We start from the raw sequence: 22,974 nt of genomic DNA on the forward strand, positions 1-22,974 counted from the left end.
TTCAGAATTTTCTCGCGTTCGTTATTGTTTACTAAATTAGTTGCTTAAACACGTACCTAATCAAACCCGAACATATTGTGCAAGATGATGAATACTAAACTATAAAAACTTAAATTCAAAACACATGAAAACTCTTAAATCAATTTTTGCACTATTAACCCTTACTTGCTTTATTAATTGTAGTACTTCAAAACAGGCAACTGTTCTAGAAAATGATTATAAATTAGAGACGGTTGAATATAATGTTCAGGATAGTAGTATTGAAGATTTATTGTACACACATAAGGATAAAACGAAATTTAAAAAGGGGCAATCAATTAAAACGTCTACGTTTATTAAAGAGAGAGAACGGATTGTGAAATTGATTCGTAGTAATACAAATTCAGATTTTTCCGCTGATAACGTAAGTTTTGTAATTGACACTACTTTATCGAATAATAAATTCTCTGTGACTGCTGTAGTCAAACTATTTTGACTTTAAAAATAAAACTAATAGTATTTGCCTAATTAGTTGCTGAAATACGCAACGAGGCATACATAAAACCCTAACACACTAAATAAAACTATGAAACAATTCACAAAACTCCTACTATGCTTAATATTAATTAGTTGTTCAGATAAAGAAAAATCTGAATGTAATTACATCACGGACTATTATCCAATTACAGCAAAGGCAGAAATTGAATTTTATTTAGGGAATTATGAAAAAGCTTACGATTATTATCAAGAAGCTTTTGAGAATTGTGAAGCTATTAGATTAGGGGTTCAACAGGACACAGATAAATTTGCAAAGGTTTGTGCAAAATTAGGGAAAGATGATTTAGCAATAGAGTACATAAAAAAAGCAATTTCAAAAGGATCAACAATAGGTACGTTTAAGAATAACGAAATTTTCAACGACATATTTAATTCTGAAAAAGGGAAGGAGCTTATAGCAGAATACGATAATAGACGCGAGGAATATATTAATAGTCTAAACATGGATTTGAGAACTGAAATTATACAAATGATAGAAATAGATCAAAGGTTAGTTGGAAATCCGGAAGAGAGAATTAAAGTATTTAAGAAAAACGATAAACGACTTGTAGAAATATTTGATGAAATTGGCTATCCAAATGAGCAAGTTGTAGGCAATTTTGGAGTAGACTTTACGTCTGCTGACCCTGGAATTTTATTATTACACACAGATGACAGTATTAGAATAAATTATTTCATTCCTAAAATCAAAGAGTTCATTGAAAAAGGACAATGTTCCCCTATTACACTAGGTACTATGTACGACAATTTAGCAATTTACAATAAGGAACCGCAAACTCACGGAACCTATAAAAATAATACTGGAGACGATTCAAATATGATTTCTGATAAAAATAAGGTAAATGCCAATCGAGCTGAAATAGGATTACCAAGTCTTAAAATGACTAAAAAAATTGATAGCTTAAAAAAATTATAATGAGAATTAACGTAGCTCAACAGCTTGCATAATTTTATTTCCATTACGCGCTTACTTACTATTTGCAATGGCTAAATTAGTTGCTGAAACTCGCAACGAGGCATAGCCGAGACTGTTACTAGGAATTTACATTTTTTTACATTTTTTTTACATTTGAGAATTTACATTTATCTAACTGTTTCATAGTTTTGATAGACTCAAATCTTTATATTTTTCAGTAAAGTCATTCCAACAATAGAGATATCGTTTCTGGTAAAAAACAGCATATTTATTTTAATTGGGTTTTTAGTTTTCAATTCTTGTAATCAAAATCAGAAAAAAACCGAAATCGATTGGGTTTTTGTAACTGGCGGAACATTTGAACAAGGTAAAAATCAAATTATTATCAGTCCGAAAGGTGATACGATTAGCGGTTTTACAAGTCCTCATCGATTTGTTGAGATTAGTGACTTCTACATTAGTAAATATGAAATCACAGTAGAACAATACAGAGCATTTTGCGAGAGCACTGGAAGGACAATGCCAGAACCACCAATTGAAAATGCATATGGAAAGCAGGTGTATTATACATGGGAAAATAAAAAACCCATGTTAGCAACCTGGGATGAAGCGAATGCATTCGCTCAATGGGCTGGTGGAAGATTACCAACTGAAGCTGAATGGGAATATGCTGCCAAAGGTGGACAAAAAAGTAAAGACTTTAAATATAGCGGAAGTAATAATCCGATTGAAATTGGCTGGGTGGGTGAAAATTCTGACAGTACGTTTCATCGTGTTGGGCTTTTAAAACCTAATGAACTCGGAATTTACGATATGACTGGAAATGTTAGCGAATGGGTTTCTGATTGGTACAACCCAGAAAAAGATAGTTTAGTGAGTAAAACAAATCCTCAAGGTCCGCCAGATGGTGAAGGTAAAATTTCAAAAGGGGTGAGTTGGTTTTACGATTCCCAAGATGAGGATGGAAAACCATTAGAATTTGGAATTCATATACCTGAAGTCAGATATCAGTCACCTCGCAATACAAGAAATGATGGATTTGGTTTTAGAATAGCAAAAGATAAATAACCGCAATTGCGTGTATAGTTATTAGCTCGTTCTCGTCTACCCTTCCACAAGCCCTGAGCATTGTTTGCGTAAATTTCTGTTTTACAGCTCCATATACTCGTGTCTATTCAGTTTTTATTGCTAAATTAGGTGCTAGAACTCATTGTACTTCTAAATCACCAACCAATAAGATTCCCGCTTACTCGGGCAATAGCATATGATAAAATTCTTTCGAAAAATTAGACAAAACGTGCTTTTTGAAGGCAAAACTGAAAAATATTTGAAATATGCAATTGGTGAAATCATTCTTGTGGTTATTGGGATTTTGATCGCGCTTCAAATAAACAATTGGAATGAAAACAGAAAAGAAAGTAATAAAGAAGACCTTCTAATTGATGTTTTAATTACTGACTTACAATCAAAAAAAGCTGAATTCACATCTGATTTAGCCATAGGAAAATCAATAATTCGTAATTCTGATGTATCAATTAATTATTGGAAAAAAAGTAGTGACATAGATACTTTAAATTTAAAATACCTACTAAAATATTTAGCTGAAGACGAATGGTTTTTTAATGAAAATTCACCCGTTTATGCAACTATTGCGGGTTCTGAATTATGGAAACAATTACCCGATAGCTTAAATAGACAAATTGATAATATGTACAGAATACAGTTCGGGTTAATCAAATCAGCATTTGCAAAGCAAAGCGAATATGCCTTAAATGGTAAATTAAACTTTCTCGCACCAAATCATCTGTTGAATCTAAATGAAAGCACATTAAATCTGCAGCGAATAGTAGCAGAAAATGATGAGGACTTTATTGTTTTCCTTGAATTATTTAAAAGTGGAGTTATTCGGTTGACTTCTAAATTTGAAACGACCATTCCTTCTATTGATAGGCTTATTGAAAATTTAGAATTCTATAAAAACGATAAATAAAAAAGTAATAATTCATAGAGTAAGAACCATGAAAACAATAACAAACACTGGTAAAACAATTATTTTATGTTTAAGCATTTTGCTTTCTATTTCAAATCTACAAGGCCAAACATTTGAAAAGCTCAATCATATTAAAGGTCATAATTTAGAAACCTATTATAGTAATGGTTCAAATACAGAAGCAGAATATATGGCCGCACTTTGCGATAGCGTTATTTCATTTTATAGTGCATCAATAAATTTTAAACCCAAGGTGACATTGCTCGTATTGTCTCCAACTGATTGGAATACATACACCCATTTTCCTGTATACGGAATGCCACATTACCCTAACGAACAAACACTTGTAGTCGCTGCTGAAGACAATGGTTTTTGGAAAAGTATGCTTCCACCTATTGATCAATTACCAAAGGACATTGCTCAACAAATTTCTAATACATATGTTGATAATACTGGTAATTTGACTATGCGAGAATTTTTTGATTTATTGGCTATTCATGAATTGGGACACGCATTTCACGAGCAAGGTAATCTTACCATGCAACGTAAGTGGATTGGAGAATTGTTTTGCAATATGTTTCTGCACAATTACATAGCTGAAAAGCAGCCTGAATTATTACCAGCTTTAACAGTCTTTCCAAATATGGTGGTACACTCCACCAATAAAAATGATTTAAAATTTACAACATTAGGTGAGTTTGAAGAAAACTATGGTTTAATGGCTAGTCAGTTCCCTCAAAATTACGGGTGGTATCAATGTAGGTTGCATACTGCTGCTGGAAGAATTTATGATGAAACAGGTGTATCTGCATTTCAAAAACTTTGGAATGTCCTTCAAGTAAACAATGAGCCTTTGGATGATACTGCGTTAGCCACATTACTCTTAAATAATGTTCATGAAAATGTTGCAAATGTTCAGTTAAAATGGGACAATTAAAAGAGGCTAACCAATAATAAAGAATTGAATTAAAAAACATGTGAAAATCTTACGGATTCCCTCACTGCTGAAGAATATGTTTTTCTTTTTATTAATTTGTCAAACAACGAAATAATGTTCATAAATGAGACGCTTATTACAATTGGTTGTTGTTGGTTTAATTTTTTACAATTGCACAAGTAAAAAAACTGAATTAGTGCTTCTTGGTACCGTTCATGATCCAGTTCAAAATTTCACTCCAGATAGTCTTTATAATATCTTGACAAGAATAAAGCCAGATTTAATTCTTTTTGAGGTTGATTCATCTTTTTTTACGAATGAATTTAAGTTTAAGAAAACCTGGGGAAGTAATGAAAACATTGCCACAGTAAAGTATATGAATAACTTTAAAGTAGATGTAAGGCCCTATGAATTTACAGGAAGAAACGAATACAGAATAAAAATTGGATCACGACCAACAGATAGCAAAGCATCCAAATTGTTAGATAGCCTTTACAGAAACAATTTATTAAACGATTTGGATAAAAAAACCTATGAAACTTTTCTTAAAGTAAATGATTCACTTAATTCGTTTGCCTATTTATGTGCAAAAGCTTTTAATAATTCTGAAACAGATAGAATTGCTAAAATCAGGCAAGAATTTCAGTATAAAAAGCTTTTAAATATTATGAGTGAATATCCTATTTTTTCAAACACTTACTATAAAAAGAATGACAATGATAGTATAAGTTACTTGGAAGGCTATAAAAAAGCATCTGAATTCTGGGATTTAAGAAACCAAACGATGTCTAAAAACATTTTACACTTTGTTAGTGAATACGATGGTAGTAGAATTGTTGTTTTGAACGGTTATTTTCACAGGTATTATTTAAACTTACTAATTAAACCAAAACAAGAAGAAATGGGCTTTGTTGTAAAAGAATTTTACGAGTATTAATACAACTACTCACACTCGTTTGAAAATATTGTTCATGTCTTCCGTTTTTTCTATAGGCTTTTCTATTTGCCTATTTAGTTGCTGAATTATGCTTACGGAATTAAACACGTCATTAAGATTGTGGTTTACTATAATGAATAAAAAAAGGAATAACCTAAAACTGTTTATAATTAATAATTAACTATTTTTGATACTCTTACAATTAATAACCATTAATACTAACCAAAAATGAATTTATTTAAAAAGTGTTTAGTAATTTTCACAATTCTACTTGTCTCTCAAATTACTTTTGCTCAAGAAAACGACAAAGAAATACCAACAAAGGAAATTTCTGAAGTTGTTGAAGTAAAAGGAACGATAACTGAAATTAATAAAGAGACTCGCGATATCACGATCATGGGTTCTAAAGGTGATTTGCATACCATTACTGCTGGTCCTGAAGTAGAACGATTTGATGAAATTGAAGTTGGCGAGGTGGTTACATTTGATTTTTACAAATATGTAAAAGCTGAATTCCGTAAACCAACTGAAGCTGAATTAGCTGAACCACTAGTTATTATTGCTGAAGCAGGTAAAGCAGATTTAGATGTTGAACCTGGAGCTGCTGTTGGTGCCATGGTGAAAGCCGTTGTAACTATTCAAGTTATAAACCTGCCTTTTATGTTTGTAAACATACAAGGTCCTCAAGGCGATTTTACAACTATCCACATGAAAGACAAAGACTTAATACAAAAATTACATGTTGGCCAAGTTGTTATTCTTACATATGCAGAAGCTGTTGCTGTATCCTTAACAAAAGTTGACTAAATTAGGTCTGTATTATATTGAAAACGTCAATATGCTAGATTTTAGGATATTGACGTTTTATATTTCGAATTAAATCTTCTAACCCATTTACTTTTAGTTCATAAACTGTTTGTAAGTATTCTCCTAATTTGCCTTTTGGGAACCCTTTTGTGTTGTACCAAACCACATAGTATTCTGGCAAGTCTATTAAATAGCGGTCTTTGTATTTACCATAAGGCATTTTGGTATGTGCCAGTTTTATTAAGAAGTCCTTATCTGGTTCCAGAGCCATTTAATTCGATTTTGCAAAACTATTTAAAGCATTCAACTGTTCAGTTATGTTATCCTTCCAAAGTTTTTGTTGTTCTTTATTTCTTGAGAAATCAGAAGCGTTATCATAGTTGTTTTGTATAGTGCTCAAATCCTGTAATATCTGTAAGTGTAATGCATCTAATTTACTACCAACAGAATTGGATATAGATAACTCACTTACTTGTTGTCGTAATTTACGTGCGTGGAGTTCAGTAATATCAAAATGCAACTGTTCATGCTCCAAAATATGGTTGCTAACTTCTTCTGGTTTGTACCAAGATTTATCAGGATAAAAATGTGCTGTTACATCAGCGGCAAAATCTGTAATATTATCATCAGTCTCACTTAATCTATAACCAAAGGTAATTCCGGAAGCTGTAGTGGCGGCAGCATCAGAATTATTATTAGGTGTACCTTGAAAATCTGACCATTGTAATTTGTAGTCAGGTGACCATGCCATTTCCTTTTCTACTATAAGAAGGCAAATAACACAATAAAAGGCAAAGAATATTTTGTTCATTTTTAAGGCATAAAGCACTTAATAAAACGCTGATTCATGCAAAATTATTGCTTAAACTGATCTGAGACATCTGAATTTGGAGTGACCTCAACAATTTTTAAATCTTGATATTTTACCAAATACACCGTGGTATTGTAATATCCACCCAATAATTGCTTTTTGTACGCGAATTTATTCTCAACATAAGATGTTAATGGTGCCATATTGACCGATTCATACAAATCTTCATAATTCAATATCCTTAAAATAACATCCATTGTTACATCAAACCCTCTTACAGCAACTTTATTTGGCGTGACGCCAAATCTGTTTATATAATTTTTAGAAAAACTGTTACTTTCATCCTCATTATAGGTTTTGGCAATGGCTGGGAATAGAAACTGTAAATTTGATAGATGGTAATTAGAAACTTCGTCATCTTCAAAAGCAGCACTCATATTTGAAGTTGCCAAAATAATTTGGCGGTCTTTTGTAATAAAAGCATTTAACTTACTTGAAACATTAGATACCAAACCAGGATTTGAGGTCTCAAGGAAAACGAGATTTTTTCCCGGTTTCAGTTTAGGAATAATATCGTCATCCAATATATAATAAGCATCTTGTCCTTCTTTATTCTTTCTTGAATAAACTTGTGGTGCAAAAGCAAATTCGCGTTTTAAATCATTACTTACTTTGGTATGGTCATTATCAGCAATAATAATAATTTGGTTAATTGAAGTGTCTTGCTTTACGTAGTTTACAATTTTATCATACAATAAATCTTCTGATGGTCTAGATTGAAAAACATTATCAGTAAGCGTTACATTTTTTGTGATTGGAGATACAACTGGTATGCTGTCCGATCGTAATTGCGAAGCTACTTTCTGAATGTTATTGGGCATAAAAGGTCCTATAACAACATCTACATTCTCAAAATTATTTTCATTTAGAATTTTTGAAACTTCACTAGTTAAGTTTTTGGTATCATACACATCAACTTTTAATGAAACTCCCATTTTGTCAAGAGAATCTAAAGCCACAACAACGCCCGAATAAAAATCCAATGACATTTTTAAGAAGGGATCTTTTTTCATTTGTGCTTTTGTATCGGCCACAGAATCAATATCTACCTTGTTTAATTTAAAAGGTAACATTATAGCGACGTGTTTTGTTTTGCGCCTATCAATGCCACTTGATAAATCTACTGGCTCTAAAGCACTTGATGTATTCACGACTTTTTGAGTATAAGGAATCTTCAAAACCATACCTACTTTTAATCCGCTATCTTTTAATTCCGGATTCAATGCTTCTAATTCAGCTTGATCTAAACCTAACTTCAGTTTCAATCTGTAAAAACCTTCTTTAGGTAAAACTTCATAATATGAATACTGATTATCAACTTTTTTCTCTTCGGCCAATTCAATATTAGGAACATTTATTTTATCACCTGGATTAAGCACCTCTGCCATACCTGGGTTTAAAGCTTCTAACTCATCAACCGTTATCCCATATTTGTAAGCTATACGCCATTTGCCTTCTTTTGGCAATACTGTGTATTGCTTTGAAGGTTTTTTGACTTCTACCACTTCTAATACACGCTTAAAAACTGGAATTTTTAATCGGTCTCCCTTTCTTAAATTATTAGCATATAGAAACGTATTGTGCTTTTTGATATCATCCTCTTCAACATCATACTTTTTAGATAAACTATATAATGTTTCTTTACGTTTTACTTTATGGTCTTTAAAACCAACTAATTCTTTTGTTATTGATGCTTGAGGTGACGGGCTTAACTTTGATTTTGGAATAATTAATATCGTATTTCGTTTTATACCTTTTTTGGCATCTGGATTGAGGCTGTAAATATCAAATGGTGTTACGTTGTATACTTTTGCAATACCTTCAATAGTCTCTCCTTCTTTGACTTTATGAGTTTTATAATTTTGAGCGTTGGTTGCAACACAACCAAAAATTAATAGAAAGGATAGGAGATAAAAAAACTGTTTCATTTATGATACTTTATTAATATACGCTTCAATGTTTAAAATGGACTATTCCCATTCAATTGTTGCAGGTGGTTTTGAACTAATGTCATACACTACTCTATTAACGCCTTTAACTTTATTTATTATTTCGTTGGACGTTTTTTGCAAAAATTCATAAGGTAAATTAACCCAATCTGCCGTCATACCATCAGTACTTTCTACAGCTCTCAATGCCACACATTTTTCGTATGTACGTTCATCACCCATTACTCCTACACTATTTACAGGCAGTAAGATTGCTCCTGCTTGCCACACACTATCATACAAATCATACTTTTTAAGGTTACCTATAAATATGGCATCAACCTCTTGTAATATACGAACTTTTTCGGCTGTGATATCACCTAAAATCCGAATAGCCAATCCTGGACCAGGAAATGGATGACGCCCTAATAGCATTTTATCCATATCCATAGAGGCTCCTACTCTTCGAACTTCATCCTTAAACAAAGCCTTTAATGGTTCTACAACTTTTAGCTTCATAAAATCTGGCAATCCGCCAACATTGTGATGACTTTTAATAGTAGCACTAGGACCGCCTGTGGCCGAAACACTCTCAATTACATCTGGATAAATGGTGCCTTGTGCTAGCCATTTCACATCAGTTATTTCATGGGCTTCATCATCAAACACCTCAATAAACACGCGACCAATAGCCTTTCGCTTTTGCTCGGGATCACTCAACCCAGCTAATGCATCCAAAAAGCGTGCCGAAGCATCCACACCTTTTACATTCAATCCCATTCCTTTGTATTGCTCTAATACATCATGAAATTCATTTTTGCGAAGTAAGCCGTTGTTTACAAAAATACAATAGAGGTTTTTACCTATGGCTTTATGCAATAACATGGCGGCTACTGAAGAATCCACACCACCTGAAAGTCCTAGAACAACTTTATCATTCCCTAATTTTTCTTTTAACTCTTCAACGGTTTCTTCAACAAATGATTGAGGCGTCCAGTCTTGATTAACACCTGCAATGTGAACTAAAAAATTTTCTAGTAACTGCTTACCATCTGTTGTATGATATACTTCTGGGTGAAATTGAATGGCATAAGTTTGTTCGCCTTCAATTTTATACGCTGCATTTTCCACATCATGCGTGCTTGCCAGCAACATGCCATTTTCAGGTAATTGCTTTATAGTATCACTATGACTCATCCATACTTGGCTACCTGTTTTTATATTATTTAAAAAAGGTTCCTGATCCTTAACAAACGACAAGTTTGCACGACCGTATTCACGGGTATTTGAAGGTGCTACCTCACCTCCAGAAAAATGTGCTAAATACTGCGCTCCATAACAAACAGCCAATAATGGTTTTTTTACACGAATTTCTGCTAAATCTGGATGTAAAACAGCTTCACCTCTAACAGAGTTAGGGCTTCCCGAAAGAATAACCGCTTTAAAATCTTCAATATTATTTGGAATCTTGTTGAATGGATGAATTTCACAATAAATGTTTAATTCTCTCACGCGACGAGCAATAAGTTGTGTGTATTGCGAGCCGAAATCTAATATAAGTACGTTGTTGTGTTGCATGCGCAAAAGTAATATTTAATACTAAAAATGTATTTATATAATTAAAAAATTATACCATGGAATTTAAAATCAATTGAATATCTTTTTCCGTTGTATCTGGATTAATAAAGCAAAATCTTGAGACGGTTTCATACACTTCACCATTTTTCCATTTGGTTGGTGTTACTAAAGCAAATCCTTTGTTATGATTTTCATAGGTCCAATGGGTGTAGTCTTCCGGCTTCCATCCTTTTCTTCTATACAGAACACATGATAAACTTGGCTCTCTTACCAACTCCAAATTAGGATCAGCCTCAATCATACGACCAGCTATTTGAGCCAATTCAATACCGCGCTCAACCGACTCCTTATATCTATCCGTTCCGTGTGTGGCTAAAGAAAACCATAATGGTAATCCTCGAACACGACGCGTTAGTTGTATTTGATAATCTGTAGGGTTAAAACCGTGAGCACCCTCGTCTTTAAAAATATCTAGATAAGAGCCCTGTTGAGAATGTGCCTCTTTTGCTAGCTCTGGCTCTTTATAAATTACTGCTCCACAATCATATGGTGAAAACATCCATTTATGCGGATCAATTGTTATACTATCAGCTTTTTCAATACCTTTAAATAAGGGCCTAACAGAATCTGCTGCTAAAGCACCACCACCATAAGCAGCATCTACATGAAACCACAATCGTTCTGCTTTGCATACTTTGGCTATTCCTTCTAAATCATCAATTATTCCAGCATTGGTAGTTCCACCAGTTGCTACAACGGCAAACAAACGCTTGCGTTGGTGAAAAGTTAGGTTTTCAATTGTTTCTTGAAGTGCAATACCTGTTAGTTTTTCTTCTGTATCTACTAAAAGTATATCGACGTCAGCCACTTTTGCCATGGCCTTAATTGAGGAATGTGCACCAATTGATGTAATAATTAATCCTTTTTCACGCTTATAAGTATCATCTCTACGCCAATATTCTCTTGCTGTAACTATGGCAGATAGATTGGCAGCAGTACCACCACTTGTAAAGACACCAAATGCGCCTTCTGGCATTCCAGTAAGGGAAACAATCCATTGCATGGCTTCATTTTCACAAAATATACCACCTGCTCCTTCCATCCAATAAGCACCATGAATACTTGAAGCCGAAGTCACCAAATCAAACATAACTGCAGCACGCGTTGGTGATGCAGGTACAAAAGCAAGATTTCTTGGGTGATCAACTGGCACATTAGCTTTGGACAAGTGCTCTTTCCATAAATTGAATGCATACTCACCACCAATCCCTTTTTCGGTAATCGTATCACCAACCAAAGCTTTTAGTTCTTCAGCTTTCTTGGGTTTACCAATATGATGTTCAGTAGCTGATATTCTACCAATGGCATATTTCATGACATCCAAAGTCATTTCAATAAGCTCAATATCTATTTTATGCATGAATTAGTCTAAATTTAGTATTGTAAATTCGCCTTTAAGTGGTTGCAAATTTAACACTAACTGCTGAATTAATTGGTCTCCATACTCTAAATAAAAGTCAGAAAAATTAGCTTGACGTTCTTGTAAGCTTTGGTTTGGGAATAGCGTATCTTGGATATTGGTAACACGACTAATAACATCTTTTAGTTTACGCTTTTGGGCTTTTAACAAACGTTTTTCAAGATGCTCCAATCCTTTTACTTGTTTACGTTCTTGAGCAGCTACAGCTCCGAGAAATGATTTATCTGTTTTTTTAGCCAATTCGTAGAGGTCTTCAAATTGCTTATTTAGTTGATTTTTTTGAGCTGTAAAATCAATATTAATTTGCGAAAATTGTTTGGTTACTTTTGTTATTAAATCATCTTGCTTTAAAAACATTTCTGAAATGTCAATATCCAACTTTTCTAATTTCTCTCGTTGTTTTTTTGAAATAAGTAGCACCGAATTTCTTAACAACAAAACTGGAAAAGGTACTTGATGAGCTTCAAAACTTGATTTCAACTGAAACCAGTAGGCGAGCTCTCCACCTCCTCCAATATAACAAAGATTAGGCAAAATTACTTCTTGGAATAAGGGTCTAGTAATTACATTGGGACTAAAACGTTCGGGATTATTTTCAACTTCATCTATAATAGTTTCAACATCCCATTTGATATCCGTGTCCAATACTTGGTAAATTCCCTCATTTTCAACAATTCGCACCCGCAAACCATCGTTTATATAAAACAAATTTATCTCTCTAGGATTAACTTGAACTTTATAATCAGCTTCAAGTTTATTCAGATTTTTATTGGTTTCAGACACCTTTTGAAACGTTGTTTTATTTAACAACTCATCCTTTATATTTGGTATAAATAATTGCTTCAAGCTTTTATCATTACCATCTAAAATCACTAAACCTAATTCTGAAAAAAACGTATTGACCAAATATCGCGTAGCTTCTGCTAATGTATCATGTTTTAGATAAGCGTCTTTGAATACTGTTTTTAAAGCATCAGCATTATTTCCCAAACCAATTTCTACGGAAAACGCCTCATATACTGCATCCAATCCACTTAAATTTAACTCGCCTACTGCTCCCGAAACCTGTTTAGACCATTGAACTTTTTTTCCGTTATGATTAAAAAAATTTATTTCATCAAAATCATGATCTTCACTAGCCATCCAGTAAATTGGAACAAAGTTATAGTTAGGGTATTCCTTTTTTAATTCACTACAAAGATTAATAGTAGAAACAATTTTGTAGAAAAAATAAAGCGGTCCGGTAAATAAATTTAATTGATGCCCAGTAGTAACAGTAAACGAGTTTGAATCTTTTAAAGCAGAAATATTCTTACTTGTTTTGCTTGAAACTGAAATGCTTTCATTTTGAGAATGAAGCGCTTTTACAAGAATCTCTCTACTTTCTTTATTGAATGACGCTTGTTTTTCTTCAATTTGAAGTTTAAAATTATTAAGTTCAGGAAACTTATTGTAAAATGGTTGCAATCTGGGTGATTGATCTAGATAATCACAAATTAAGTCCGAAAAATAACCTGTTTTCTTAAACGGAATATAACTTGATGGCATATAGTGACTTCATTTTTTTGTAAAGATACCATCTTTTGAAGATAATATTCAGAATTTCGGTTTTTAGCTTTTTTTTAACAGCCCAAAAGAGTTACATCAAATTTTCATACATTTAATAAATTTTCGAATACGAAAACCATCATTAAATAAATATGTTTTAATTAGAGGCATTATGAAAAATTTCTTTTGGGTTAGATCAATAAGTTTGCTTTGTTTGTTTCTTATTACAACTTCTAATTTTTTTGCTCAAAAGATTGACAGTTATCTTGAAATTAAAGGCTTGGTATTAGACAGCAAAAGTAATGAACCTTTAGTTTTAGCCAATTTAATGGTTTTAGAAACTAATATTGCCACAGTCACTAATACTGAAGGTGAGTTTTTATTAAAAATACCAAAAACCCTTTCTGATTCGACAGTAAAAATTCAATATCTTGGGTATGCTGATTTAAATATTTCAATTATAGCCTTGCAAAAGGACAGCAATATTCTTTTAAAACCAATATTTACGGAGCTAGATGAGATTAACATTGTCAGACCAAAAAATGCGGAGTCTTTAGTGAAATCTATGCTAAAAAGAAGAGGTGAAAATTATTTCCCCTACAATATAAATATGACTGCGTTCTATAGGGAAACCATAAAAAAGAGACGACAAAATGTTTCACTATCTGAAGCCGTTGTAAGTATTCAAAAGCAGGCTTACACCAACAACAAAAGAGATGCAGTGAATCTAATTAAAATAAGAAAAAACACAAATTATTCTAAATTAGACACATTGGCTCTTAAACTTCAAGGAGGGCCTTTTAGTAATCTGTATGCTGATATTATTAAATATCCGCAATATATTTTTACTGAAGACAATCTTTCTGAATACATATTTACGTTTGACAAATCAACTCAAATTAATGATAGGCTGGTTTATGTTGTAAATTTTAAACAAAAACCAGAATTAAAAATTCCATTATATTATGGTAAGTTGTACATTGACTCTGAAAGCCTTGCCCTTATAAGTGCTATTTACAGTTTAAATGTTGAAAATAAGGTATTAGCAAGTGAATTATTTATTAGAAGAAAACCTAATAAAGTTCGCGTATATCCTACTGAAGCTAACTATCGTGTAAATTACAGGGTATATAAAGATAAATGGTATTATAGTTATAGTAATATCTTTTTAGCATTTAAGGTCAATTGGAAAGGGCGTATATTTAATAGTTATTACTCACTTAACAGTGAAATGGCAGTTACTGATTGGGAAAATGCTTCAGAAAAGTTTTCTAAACCAATAGACAAGAATCTTATTTTAAAACCAACAAGTATTCTTATAGATGAAGCTACTGGTTTTTCTGATCCTGATTTTTGGGGAGAGTATAATATTATTGAGCCTGAAAAATCAATTGAATCAGCAATCGAAAAAATAAACAAACAGTTGGAAAAATCAGAATCTTAATTCAGTTATTTATGAGTTTGAAACAACTAGTAAAAAGCATAACACCAGGATTTGTAATCAAAAAAATTCATGCTTCCAGAAAAGCCAAAGAAATGGCTGCTTTTCACAAACTATCTACAGAACAGCTTGATTCAAAAAATCTAATTCATGAAAATGACGTCAACCTTTCAGAAATTTTAAACTCAAAAACTATTGGTGAATTTTGGAATCAATCCAAGCAAGAAATAGATCAATTTATAATTCCTGATGGTACAGGAGGAGTCAATCCTGGAGACCGAAGAGCACTTTATTATTTATTATGTCATTTCAAGCCCAAGTCTGTTTTAGAAGTGGGTACACATATAGGTGCCTCAACACTTCATATTGCCTCTGCTCTTTTTATGAGTCAGGTTAACCATGGTCTTGAAGTTGATTTTAAAACGGCAGATATTCGGGATGTTAATTGCAAGCAAAATAAACCTTGGCTCGACTATGGCACTAAATATTCTCCTTTGGAAATGATTACCAAATTTGGCTATGACAGCTTTACGACTTTTAAAGCAGGCATGTCTCTTGATTTAATTAAAACAACTTCTGAAACATTTGACTTTATTTTTTTAGACGGTGATCATTCTGGTGGAACTGTTTACCAAGAAATTCCCGCTGCATTAAATATTTTGAATCCTAATGGTGTTATATTATTACATGATTTTTTTCCAGAAATGAAACCACTTTGGTCTAATGGTTCTTTGGTTGAAGGACCTTATCTGGCAACCGAAAGATTAATTCAAGAAGGCGCCAACATTAAAGTTATACCACTTGGAGATTTACCGTGGCCTACTAAACTAGATACTAATATTACAAGTTTGGCTTTATTGGTGAGAACTTAAGTCTTAATGAGTTCTCGAAAATAATCTAAAAAATAATCTTATTTTAAGTATGTAATCAATTCGATTAGTGACCCTTATGAAAGCATAGAAGGTGCGCTTCCAGAACATGATTCTGAATACAATTACTTTGTCTACAAAGGTACTAACAATGCTATTAGTACAACAGGTCATTTGGCAATTTACGAATCGGTGTCTATGGGTTATAGGAACATTTCAGGAAATAGTGGCTGTTGGTATGCTAATGGAGATAGCAACACGCTTGATACTGAAGCTAGCACAAGTAATGCTACATTTTTATATCAAGGCTTAAGTACTACCCAAAAACAATGGGATTAAACCCATACTATTTTATGGTTAATTATAAGGGAAGCTTGAAGCTTCCCTTTTTTATTGACTTTGTAAAAAAAATAACCGAACTTCGTTATCGACCGATATAGTTAATTAAATAAAACATATCTTGAAATTACAAGCTATTAGGAGAATATCGCAAATGAAAAACATAAATTTTATATTTCTATTTATTGTTTCAGCCATAGCATATGGACAGGAAATAGATACACTTTCGTTTTACTCGAAAGCATTTGGGGATGAAAGAACTGTTTACATATGCAAACCCGAATTCTACAAATACAAATCAGATTCCGTAAAACTTCCTGTAATCTATCTACTCGATGGACAACACGAATGGTTTGCCAAACCAATCATTTCTGATATTCATTATTTACGATTTACAAAAGAAATTCCAAGTGCCTTAATAGTTGTTATTCCTTTAAAAGATAGAACTAAAGAATGTGCTATTGTAGATTTAAAAACCGAACTATCGTTAGATAAATTCATAACCAGAGAACTTGACAAAGAATTAATAACATATAACCCAAGTGAATTAAAAATAATTGTTGGACATTCTTTTACAGCATCTTTTGCGCTTTATTCATTTTACAATCATCCAAACTATTACACCTCTGTAATTGCGAATTCACCGTATGACCAAATGGAAATGCTTGTTGAAGGATTTGAACAATCGGAAGTTATTGATAAGTCAAAAATTTCGATTTCTATTGGCAGTAGCGTTAAGGATATCGCACATAGAAAGAAATACGACAATCTAAAAGTTCAATTCCCTTCATTTTTTGAGTCCATTTATACATTTGAAGCTGGTTACTCGACTCATAATGCTGTTCCAATAGTAGCAGTTCCAACTTTACTTACAAAAGTATTTGAAGATTATAGAAATCGCTTCTTTGAAATTGCTCAAGTTGATATGGAATATAAACTAATAAATAAACCGGGTTCAATATCTGAAGAGTTGAATAAAATAAGAGTTGCCTCAAAAATTGGAAATTATGATTATCCACCTGAAATATCTGACATTAATGGAATAGCATCTCGTTATTGGAACAACGAACTAGAAGAATATGCGGCTAACATTTATGAACTTGGAGTAAAATATTATCCCAATTATTATGACTTTTATCTCTCCCTATATGAGTTAACACTAGATAATGACAAAGAAACCTCAAGGAAATATTTAGAAAGAGCAGAACTTCTTTTAAAAACAGCAGAAAACAACTGGGAAGGAAAACTTGAAATTATTAAAGAAATACATGCTGAAAAAATAAAAAACGGTTGGCAATAATGCAAAAAACCGATATTATTTAAGCAAAACTTAATTAATCACCTCACCATAAAGGTCAAAATCAGCGGCATCTGTGATTTTAACTTGGGTATATTCGCCCGTTTTTAGATAGGTTTTTGAAGCATCAATTAACACTTCATTATCTACATCTGGAGAATCATACTCCGTGCGTCCCACAAAATAATTACCTTCTTTTCTATCAATAACCACCTTGAATTCTTGTCCAATTTTAGCTTGATTCAACTCCCAAGAAATCTGGGATTGAATTTCCATAATTTCATTGGCACGTTCTTGCTTGACCTCTTCCGGCACATCATCTTCTAAATTATACGCATGTGTGTTTTCTTCATGAGAATATGTGAAACAACCTAAACGTTCAAAACGCATATCTTGTACCCATTGCTTTAACTCTTGAAAATTTTCTTCGGTTTCTCCGGGATAACCCACAATCAAAGTCGTACGAATAGTAATTTCAGGAACTGCTTCCCGAAACTGTTTTATGAGTTTGGTGGTTTTTTCTTTTGTTGTACCACGACGCATACTTTTTAAAATATCATCCGAAATATGTTGTAATGGTATATCCAGATAATTACAAACTTTAGGTTCATGTTTCATGACATCTAAAACATCTAACGGAAAACCTGTTGGAAACGCATAATGCAAACGAATCCACTCAATACCATCAACTTTTACCAAAGCTTCTAATAATTCAGCCAGATTACGCTTTTTGTATAAATCAAGTCCGTAATAGGTTAAATCTTGGGCAATAAGAATCAATTCTTTTACACCATTGGCAGCCAATTTTTCAGCTTCGGTTACCAATTCTTCAATAGGTGTACTTTTATGTTTGCCACGCATTAAAGGAATAGCGCAAAAACTACAAGGCCTATCACAGCCTTCGGCAATTTTTAAATAGGCATAATTCTTAGGAGTGGTTGTTAAACGTTCACCTATCAACTCATGCTTATAATCGGCACCAAGTGCTTTTAATAAATGTGGTAATTCGGTTGTTCCAAAATAGGCATCTACATCAGGAATTTCCTTTTGCAAATCGGGTTTATAACGCTCGCTTAAACAGCCTGTCACGAACACTTTATCAACTTCACCAGCTTCCTTCTTCTGCATGAATTCTAAAATAGTATTCACACTTTCTTCTTTCGCATTATTGATAAATCCACAGGTATTAATCACAACAACATTCCCTTCTTCCTCATGAGCCACGTCTTTGCCATTAGCCTTTAGCTGACCCATTAATACTTCGCTGTCGTAAACGTTTTTACTACAACCAAGCGTGACCACATTAATCTTATTCTTCTTTAGTGATTTTGTTCGCATGAAACGTAAGTGATTAAATTATAACGATCTTTCAACAAGATCAGGATGAGCATTTATTTCTATTTGAAGAACGAGTCTACAAACTCGTATTTATTAAAGACTTGTAAATCTTCGATACCTTCTCCGACACCAATGTATTTTACAGGTATTTGAAATTGATCTGAAATACCAATAACTACACCACCTTTGGCTGTACCATCTAATTTGGTAACCGCTAATGACGTGACTTCGGTTGCAGCTGTAAATTGTTTAGCTTGCTCAAATGCATTTTGACCTGTAGAGCCATCTAACACTAACAATACATCATGAGGTGCGTCTCCAACTACTTTTTGCATAACGCGTTTTACTTTGGTAAGCTCGTTCATTAAGTTCACTTTATTATGTAAACGTCCTGCCGTATCAATAATGATGACATCGGCATCTTGGTTGACACCTGATTGCAAGGCATCAAACGCAACAGAAGCTGGGTCGCTTCCCATATCTTGACGTACCATAGGTACATCTACACGATCTGCCCAAACCTGTAATTGATCTATAGCTGCAGCTCTAAATGTATCGGCTGCGCCTAAAACCACTTTTAAACCTTTCTTTTTAAACTGGTAAGCTAATTTTCCAATAGTCGTGGTTTTTCCAACACCATTCACACCAACTACCATCAATACATACGGTTTTTTATCTTCTGGAATGGTATAATCGGTTTCTTCACCAGATTTGGTCTCACTTAATAAACCTGCTATTTCTTCACGTAGTATTTTATTAAGTTCTTCAGTTCCTAAATATTTATCTTTAGCAACACGTGCTTCTATTCGTTCAATAACTTTTAAAGTGGTATTGACACCTACATCACTGGAAACCAAAACTTCTTCTAAATTATCTAAAACATCATCATCAACTTTAGATTTCCCCGCAACTGCCTTACTTAATTTATTTAAAAACGATGTATTGGATTTTTCTAATCCCTTATCAAGTGTTTCTTTTTTTTCTGAAGAAAATATTTTTTTAAAAAAACTCATAGTAACTGTTTATAACTGAATATTACTCTAGCAAAATTCTTGCCTCGTAAATTATATCTGCACTTTTGTCATTCGTGCGTAAATATAAAACAAAAAGCTGCTTTCGAAAACCGAAAGCAGCTTATATATCATAAGAATAAACTCTTATTGTTTGTTTAACCAATCGTTTACTAACTCTGGAGCCATAACAGATTCTACAAACATGTAAGATCCCGTTTTTGGAGATTTTACCATTTTGATAGCTTTTGTTAATCTTTTAGATCCTGTTTGTAACGATGCTACTGATTTCTTTGCCATGTCTAAATATTTTTTAGGACATTTTCACTTAATGAAAATCTCTTTATTACTTAATCTCTTTATGAACCGTCATTCTCTTAAGAATAGGATTAAATTTCTTAATCTCCATTCTATCTGGCGTGTTCTTTTTATTTTTAGTTGTAATATATCTAGATGTTCCTGGTTGTCCAGACTCTTTGTGCTCCGTACACTCTAATATTACTTGTATTCTGTTACCTTTCTTTGCCATTTTACTAACTTTTTATGTAGCTATTACTTAATGAAACCTTTTACTTTTGCTTGTTTTAAAGCAGCAGAAATTCCAATTTTGTTAATAGTCTTTAATGTTGACGCAGCTACTTTTAAAGTAACCCACTTATCTTCTTCAGGGATGTAAAAACGTTTTTTAACTAAATTCGCATTGAATTTACGTTTTGTTTTATTCATTGCATGAGACACGTTGTTTCCAACCATAGCCTTCTTTCCTGTAAGTTCACAAACTCTTGACATTGTTCTAACCTTTAAATGTTATTGTGTTCTGAATTGACGATTCTTTCAAAACAGGGTGCAAATTTAGTAAAACTTTGGAATATCAACAAACTTAAATAACTACTTTTTTAAAATTTCTTTTTGTAGCATTTCAAAAGCTTTGTTTACCGCCTTTCTAACCACTTTTTTTCGGTGGTTTCCAAAATTGAATTCTTCGGAGTAAACCGTATTTTTTGTAGCTATTGCTATAAAGACAGTACCAACTTCTGCATCCGAATCACCTTTGTCAGGTCCTGCATTTCCAGTAGTTGCAATGGCATAATCTGTTTTGAATAAATCACGGGCACTTTGTGCCATCGCTTCAGCTACTTCTTTTGAAACGACCGAATGCTCATCGATAACAGCCCTTGGAATTTTTAAGACTTCAATCTTGGCTTCAGTAGCATAACTTACCACACTTCCTTTAAAATATTTAGAAGCACCTGGAATTGCTGTAAAACTTTCGGCAATTTTTCCACCTGTGCAACTTTCGGCAGTAGCTAATGTTTTGCCTAAATCAGTTAATTGTTTACCTAATAATGCTTCCAAAGAATCGTCCGTATCATAACCAGCAAAAATATCTTCAATTTGTGGCAGCAACACTTCAATTTGTTTTTGCATTTCGGTTTCAACCAAATCTTTATCCATTGATTTAGCTGATAAACGCAATCGCACTCTACCCAAACCTGGCAAATAAGCCAGCTTCATGAAATTGGGTAAATTATCTTCCCATGCTTCAATGCGTTCAGCCAAAGAACTTTCTCCTAAACCATAAGTCAATAAAGTGATATGTTTAATAAAAGGGAACTTATAAGCTTTGCGCAATTTTGGTATCACCTCATTTTCCATGAGTGCTTTCATTTCATATGGCACTCCAGGTAAGGATATAAATACTTTGTCATTTTTTTCTAACCACATGCCTGGAGCACTGCCAAATCTGTTCATAAGCACTTGACATTTTGAAGGCACCAATGCTTGATCAATGTTTACTTGTGCTAATGGCTTTTTAATGTATGTTTCCCATAAATGCTCAATATTTTTCAGTACAGCTTCGCTTTGCACTAACGTATCATTAAAATATTCAGCTAATGTCCTTTTGGTAATATCATCTTTAGTTGGGCCTAATCCACCTGTAATGACAATAATGTCAGCATTCTCTTCGGCTTCATACAGAGATTTAAGTATGTGCTCCTTATCATCTTGAACCGATGTAATTTGATATACCGAAACACCTATTCTATTAAGTTCTTTGCTTATAAAGGCTGAATTGGTGTCAACAATCTGACCAATTAGAATTTCATCTCCAATGGTTATGATTTCAGCTTGCATTACAATCCAAAATCTGTTTTTATTTCGGCAACAGCATTTTCAACAGCCACAGTAACAATTTGTAATTTTTCAGTAGGATCCATATCCGTTTTTTCAAACTTTCCCCAATCCTGAACTTCAATTAGGTCTTGAAGTACGCCTAACTCAAATAAATCGACTGTAGGTTTCATTTTATGAGCGGCTTGATAAGCCGAATAATAATCTGTGTTGGCAACAGCCGTTTTTAATCGTTCCAAGTCTTCTGGCACTTCTTCTAAAAATGCAGCTGCTAAAGCAGCCACAAAATCTTCGTCATTATCTGCCATTTCGCGTACTCTGTATAATTTGTAATGTTGTTCCATTTATTTTACTGTTATTGAAAACATTTCGTTGTCTTCTATATATCCTTTTAATCTATCGTTTGCAACTACCTTGCCAACTCCTGCAGGTGTTCCGGTAAATATAATATCTCCAATCTTTAAAGTAAAATATTTAGAGACATATTCTATTAATTCGTCAATTTTCCATAACATATGACTCGTGTTACCATCTTGAACAACCTCATCATTCTTCTGTAATGAAAAAGACAAATTGTTTAAATCTGAAAACTGTTCTTTGGGCAACCACTTTCCGATTACAGCGGCTCCATCAAAAGCTTTAGCTTTTTCCCAAGGCAATCCTTTCTCCTTGAGTTGTGCCTGAAGATCACGTGCTGTAAAATCAATACCCAAACCTATTTCATTATAATATTTATGAGCAAACTTTTTGTCAATATGCTTACCAACACGATTAATTTTAACCAAAACTTCTACTTCATGATGGACGTCAATGGAGAAATCCGGAATAAAAAACGGTTGTTTTTTTAATAGAATGGCTGTATCCGGTTTTAAAAACACAACAGGATCTGTTGGCTTTTCATTTTTCAATTCTTCTATGTGCTTGGTGTAATTACGACCTATGCAGATTAATTTCATTTTTTTAAGATTAAAGAATCAAGACCGCTTTGCTTTTAGACTCAAGACTTATGTAATTGGTA

At 33.0% G+C, this 22,974-nt stretch carries 25 protein-coding genes; 11 read left to right on the forward strand and 14 right to left on the reverse strand.

Annotated elements, in window-relative coordinates; genetic code table 11:
- Positions 1–124: 124 nt before the first annotated feature.
- The 7 genes from C1S72_RS04085 to C1S72_RS04115 all read left to right on the forward strand — a co-directional run bounded on the left by C1S72_RS04085 (position 125) and on the right by C1S72_RS04115 (position 6,124).
- Positions 125–475, forward strand: coding sequence for a hypothetical protein (locus tag C1S72_RS04085; RefSeq protein ID WP_104734382.1), 351 nt, complete (start codon positions 125–127; stop codon positions 473–475).
- A 90-nt stretch (positions 476–565) separates the two neighbouring features.
- A complete protein-coding gene (locus tag C1S72_RS04090) occupies positions 566–1,453 on the forward strand; it encodes a tetratricopeptide repeat protein (RefSeq protein ID WP_104734383.1) in 888 nt (295 codons plus the stop codon).
- 384 nt (positions 1,454–1,837) lie between these two features.
- On the forward strand, positions 1,838–2,521 hold the full coding sequence (locus C1S72_RS04095) for an SUMF1/EgtB/PvdO family nonheme iron enzyme (RefSeq protein WP_230401631.1): 684 nt from the start codon (positions 1,838–1,840) through the stop codon (positions 2,519–2,521).
- A 196-nt stretch (positions 2,522–2,717) separates the two neighbouring features.
- On the forward strand, positions 2,718–3,443 hold the full coding sequence (locus C1S72_RS14470; RefSeq protein ID WP_104734385.1) for a DUF6090 family protein: 726 nt from the start codon (positions 2,718–2,720) through the stop codon (positions 3,441–3,443).
- Between the two features lie 28 nt (positions 3,444–3,471).
- Positions 3,472–4,380 carry a hypothetical protein gene (locus C1S72_RS04105; protein ID WP_104734386.1) on the forward strand — a complete coding sequence of 303 codons (909 nt, stop codon included), beginning with the start codon at positions 3,472–3,474 and terminating at the stop codon, positions 4,378–4,380.
- Between the two features lie 124 nt (positions 4,381–4,504).
- On the forward strand, positions 4,505–5,317 hold the full coding sequence (locus C1S72_RS04110; protein ID WP_104734387.1) for a hypothetical protein: 813 nt from the start codon (positions 4,505–4,507) through the stop codon (positions 5,315–5,317).
- A gap of 228 nt (positions 5,318–5,545) precedes the next feature.
- Positions 5,546–6,124, forward strand: a complete 579-nt coding sequence (locus tag C1S72_RS04115) for a hypothetical protein (protein WP_104734388.1) — start codon at positions 5,546–5,548, stop codon at positions 6,122–6,124.
- Between the two features lie 34 nt (positions 6,125–6,158).
- Here C1S72_RS04115 and C1S72_RS04120 read toward each other — a convergent pair whose 3' ends face one another.
- The 6 genes from C1S72_RS04120 to bshC are packed head-to-tail and all read right to left on the reverse strand — an operon-like array spanning position 6,159 to position 13,529.
- Entirely contained in the window at positions 6,159–6,395 is a 237-nt protein-coding gene (locus C1S72_RS04120) for a DUF3820 family protein (RefSeq protein ID WP_394338516.1), read from the reverse strand.
- Positions 6,396–6,935, reverse strand: a complete 540-nt coding sequence (locus tag C1S72_RS04125; protein ID WP_162919926.1) for a DUF922 domain-containing protein — start codon at positions 6,933–6,935, stop codon at positions 6,396–6,398.
- A gap of 44 nt (positions 6,936–6,979) precedes the next feature.
- A complete protein-coding gene (locus C1S72_RS04130) occupies positions 6,980–8,923 on the reverse strand; it encodes a LysM peptidoglycan-binding domain-containing protein (protein WP_104734390.1) in 1,944 nt (647 codons plus the stop codon).
- 42 nt (positions 8,924–8,965) lie between these two features.
- A complete protein-coding gene (gene guaA, locus C1S72_RS04135) occupies positions 8,966–10,501 on the reverse strand; it encodes a glutamine-hydrolyzing GMP synthase (RefSeq protein WP_104734391.1) in 1,536 nt (511 codons plus the stop codon).
- Positions 10,502–10,550: 49 nt separating this feature from the next.
- Positions 10,551–11,921 carry a pyridoxal phosphate-dependent decarboxylase family protein gene (locus tag C1S72_RS04140; RefSeq protein ID WP_104734392.1) on the reverse strand — a complete coding sequence of 457 codons (1,371 nt, stop codon included), beginning with the start codon at positions 11,919–11,921 and terminating at the stop codon, positions 10,551–10,553.
- Positions 11,922–11,924: 3 nt separating this feature from the next.
- A complete protein-coding gene (bshC, locus tag C1S72_RS04145) occupies positions 11,925–13,529 on the reverse strand; it encodes a bacillithiol biosynthesis cysteine-adding enzyme BshC (RefSeq protein WP_104734393.1) in 1,605 nt (534 codons plus the stop codon).
- Positions 13,530–13,701: 172 nt separating this feature from the next.
- On the opposite strand from bshC, the gene C1S72_RS04150 reads away from it, so the two are divergent.
- The 4 genes from C1S72_RS04150 to C1S72_RS04160 all read left to right on the forward strand — a co-directional run bounded on the left by C1S72_RS04150 (position 13,702) and on the right by C1S72_RS04160 (position 17,478).
- Positions 13,702–14,973, forward strand: a complete 1,272-nt coding sequence (locus C1S72_RS04150) for a carboxypeptidase-like regulatory domain-containing protein (protein WP_104734394.1) — start codon at positions 13,702–13,704, stop codon at positions 14,971–14,973.
- 11 nt (positions 14,974–14,984) lie between these two features.
- Positions 14,985–15,842: an O-methyltransferase gene (locus C1S72_RS04155; protein ID WP_104734395.1), complete on the forward strand. Its 858-nt coding sequence runs from the start codon at positions 14,985–14,987 to the stop codon at positions 15,840–15,842.
- A gap of 171 nt (positions 15,843–16,013) precedes the next feature.
- Positions 16,014–16,178, forward strand: coding sequence for a hypothetical protein (locus C1S72_RS14405; RefSeq protein WP_162919927.1), 165 nt, complete (start codon positions 16,014–16,016; stop codon positions 16,176–16,178).
- Positions 16,179–16,332: 154 nt separating this feature from the next.
- Positions 16,333–17,478, forward strand: a complete 1,146-nt coding sequence (locus C1S72_RS04160; protein WP_104734396.1) for an alpha/beta hydrolase-fold protein — start codon at positions 16,333–16,335, stop codon at positions 17,476–17,478.
- 30 nt (positions 17,479–17,508) lie between these two features.
- Here the strand turns inward: C1S72_RS04160 and rimO are convergent, their stop codons facing one another.
- From rimO to C1S72_RS04200, 8 genes are all read right to left on the reverse strand, one after another.
- Complete coding sequence (rimO, locus tag C1S72_RS04165; protein WP_104734397.1) at positions 17,509–18,813, reverse strand: 30S ribosomal protein S12 methylthiotransferase RimO; 1,305 nt, start codon at positions 18,811–18,813, stop codon at positions 17,509–17,511.
- A 59-nt stretch (positions 18,814–18,872) separates the two neighbouring features.
- Positions 18,873–19,826 carry a signal recognition particle-docking protein FtsY gene (gene ftsY / locus C1S72_RS04170; protein WP_104734398.1) on the reverse strand — a complete coding sequence of 318 codons (954 nt, stop codon included), beginning with the start codon at positions 19,824–19,826 and terminating at the stop codon, positions 18,873–18,875.
- A 144-nt stretch (positions 19,827–19,970) separates the two neighbouring features.
- The gene (locus tag C1S72_RS04175; protein WP_104734399.1) at positions 19,971–20,123 is read right to left on the reverse strand and encodes a DUF4295 domain-containing protein; all 153 of its coding nucleotides are present in this window, start codon (positions 20,121–20,123) and stop codon (positions 19,971–19,973) included.
- Positions 20,124–20,169: 46 nt separating this feature from the next.
- The gene (gene rpmG / locus C1S72_RS04180; RefSeq protein ID WP_007648529.1) at positions 20,170–20,352 is read right to left on the reverse strand and encodes a 50S ribosomal protein L33; all 183 of its coding nucleotides are present in this window, start codon (positions 20,350–20,352) and stop codon (positions 20,170–20,172) included.
- 23 nt (positions 20,353–20,375) lie between these two features.
- A complete protein-coding gene (gene rpmB / locus C1S72_RS04185; protein WP_104734400.1) occupies positions 20,376–20,612 on the reverse strand; it encodes a 50S ribosomal protein L28 in 237 nt (78 codons plus the stop codon).
- 99 nt (positions 20,613–20,711) lie between these two features.
- Positions 20,712–21,959: a competence/damage-inducible protein A gene (locus C1S72_RS04190; protein WP_104734401.1), complete on the reverse strand. Its 1,248-nt coding sequence runs from the start codon at positions 21,957–21,959 to the stop codon at positions 20,712–20,714.
- A complete protein-coding gene (locus C1S72_RS04195) occupies positions 21,959–22,300 on the reverse strand; it encodes an Hpt domain-containing protein (protein WP_104734402.1) in 342 nt (113 codons plus the stop codon). Before C1S72_RS04195 ends, C1S72_RS04190 begins: the two co-directional genes overlap by 1 nt.
- Positions 22,301–22,912 (reverse strand): fumarylacetoacetate hydrolase family protein, encoded by a 612-nt coding sequence (locus tag C1S72_RS04200; RefSeq protein ID WP_104734403.1) that lies wholly within the window; start codon positions 22,910–22,912, stop codon positions 22,301–22,303.
- Between the last annotated feature and the right edge of the window lie 62 nt (positions 22,913–22,974).

The sequence above is a fragment of the Hanstruepera ponticola genome (assembly GCF_002940745.1).
GTDB classification, from domain to species: Bacteria; Bacteroidota; Bacteroidia; order Flavobacteriales; family Flavobacteriaceae; genus Hanstruepera; species Hanstruepera ponticola.

Coding starts and splice junctions, on each gene's coding strand:
- C1S72_RS04105 (WP_104734386.1), top strand. CDS start 3,472: ATGAAAACAATAACAAACACTGGTAAAACAATTATTTTATGTTTAAGC.
- C1S72_RS04110 (WP_104734387.1), top strand. CDS start 4,505: ATGAGACGCTTATTACAATTGGTTGTTGTTGGTTTAATTTTTTACAAT.
- ftsY (WP_104734398.1), bottom strand. CDS start 19,826: ATGAGTTTTTTTAAAAAAATATTTTCTTCAGAAAAAAAAGAAACACTT.
- guaA (WP_104734391.1), bottom strand. CDS start 10,501: ATGCAACACAACAACGTACTTATATTAGATTTCGGCTCGCAATACACA.
- C1S72_RS04200 (WP_104734403.1), bottom strand. CDS start 22,912: ATGAAATTAATCTGCATAGGTCGTAATTACACCAAGCACATAGAAGAA.
- C1S72_RS04115 (WP_104734388.1), top strand. CDS start 5,546: ATGAATTTATTTAAAAAGTGTTTAGTAATTTTCACAATTCTACTTGTC.
- C1S72_RS04150 (WP_104734394.1), top strand. CDS start 13,702: ATGAAAAATTTCTTTTGGGTTAGATCAATAAGTTTGCTTTGTTTGTTT.
- C1S72_RS04195 (WP_104734402.1), bottom strand. CDS start 22,300: ATGGAACAACATTACAAATTATACAGAGTACGCGAAATGGCAGATAAT.
- rimO (WP_104734397.1), bottom strand. CDS start 18,813: ATGCGAACAAAATCACTAAAGAAGAATAAGATTAATGTGGTCACGCTT.
- bshC (WP_104734393.1), bottom strand. CDS start 13,529: ATGCCATCAAGTTATATTCCGTTTAAGAAAACAGGTTATTTTTCGGAC.
- C1S72_RS04155 (WP_104734395.1), top strand. CDS start 14,985: ATGAGTTTGAAACAACTAGTAAAAAGCATAACACCAGGATTTGTAATC.
- C1S72_RS04085 (WP_104734382.1), top strand. CDS start 125: ATGAAAACTCTTAAATCAATTTTTGCACTATTAACCCTTACTTGCTTT.
- rpmG (WP_007648529.1), bottom strand. CDS start 20,352: ATGGCAAAGAAAGGTAACAGAATACAAGTAATATTAGAGTGTACGGAG.
- C1S72_RS04125 (WP_162919926.1), bottom strand. CDS start 6,935: ATGAACAAAATATTCTTTGCCTTTTATTGTGTTATTTGCCTTCTTATA.
- C1S72_RS04140 (WP_104734392.1), bottom strand. CDS start 11,921: ATGCATAAAATAGATATTGAGCTTATTGAAATGACTTTGGATGTCATG.
- C1S72_RS04175 (WP_104734399.1), bottom strand. CDS start 20,123: ATGGCAAAGAAATCAGTAGCATCGTTACAAACAGGATCTAAAAGATTA.
- C1S72_RS14470 (WP_104734385.1), top strand. CDS start 2,718: ATGATAAAATTCTTTCGAAAAATTAGACAAAACGTGCTTTTTGAAGGC.
- C1S72_RS04130 (WP_104734390.1), bottom strand. CDS start 8,923: ATGAAACAGTTTTTTTATCTCCTATCCTTTCTATTAATTTTTGGTTGT.
- C1S72_RS04120 (WP_394338516.1), bottom strand. CDS start 6,395: ATGGCTCTGGAACCAGATAAGGACTTCTTAATAAAACTGGCACATACC.
- C1S72_RS04160 (WP_104734396.1), top strand. CDS start 16,333: ATGAAAAACATAAATTTTATATTTCTATTTATTGTTTCAGCCATAGCA.
- C1S72_RS04090 (WP_104734383.1), top strand. CDS start 566: ATGAAACAATTCACAAAACTCCTACTATGCTTAATATTAATTAGTTGT.
- rpmB (WP_104734400.1), bottom strand. CDS start 20,612: ATGTCAAGAGTTTGTGAACTTACAGGAAAGAAGGCTATGGTTGGAAAC.
- C1S72_RS04190 (WP_104734401.1), bottom strand. CDS start 21,959: ATGCAAGCTGAAATCATAACCATTGGAGATGAAATTCTAATTGGTCAG.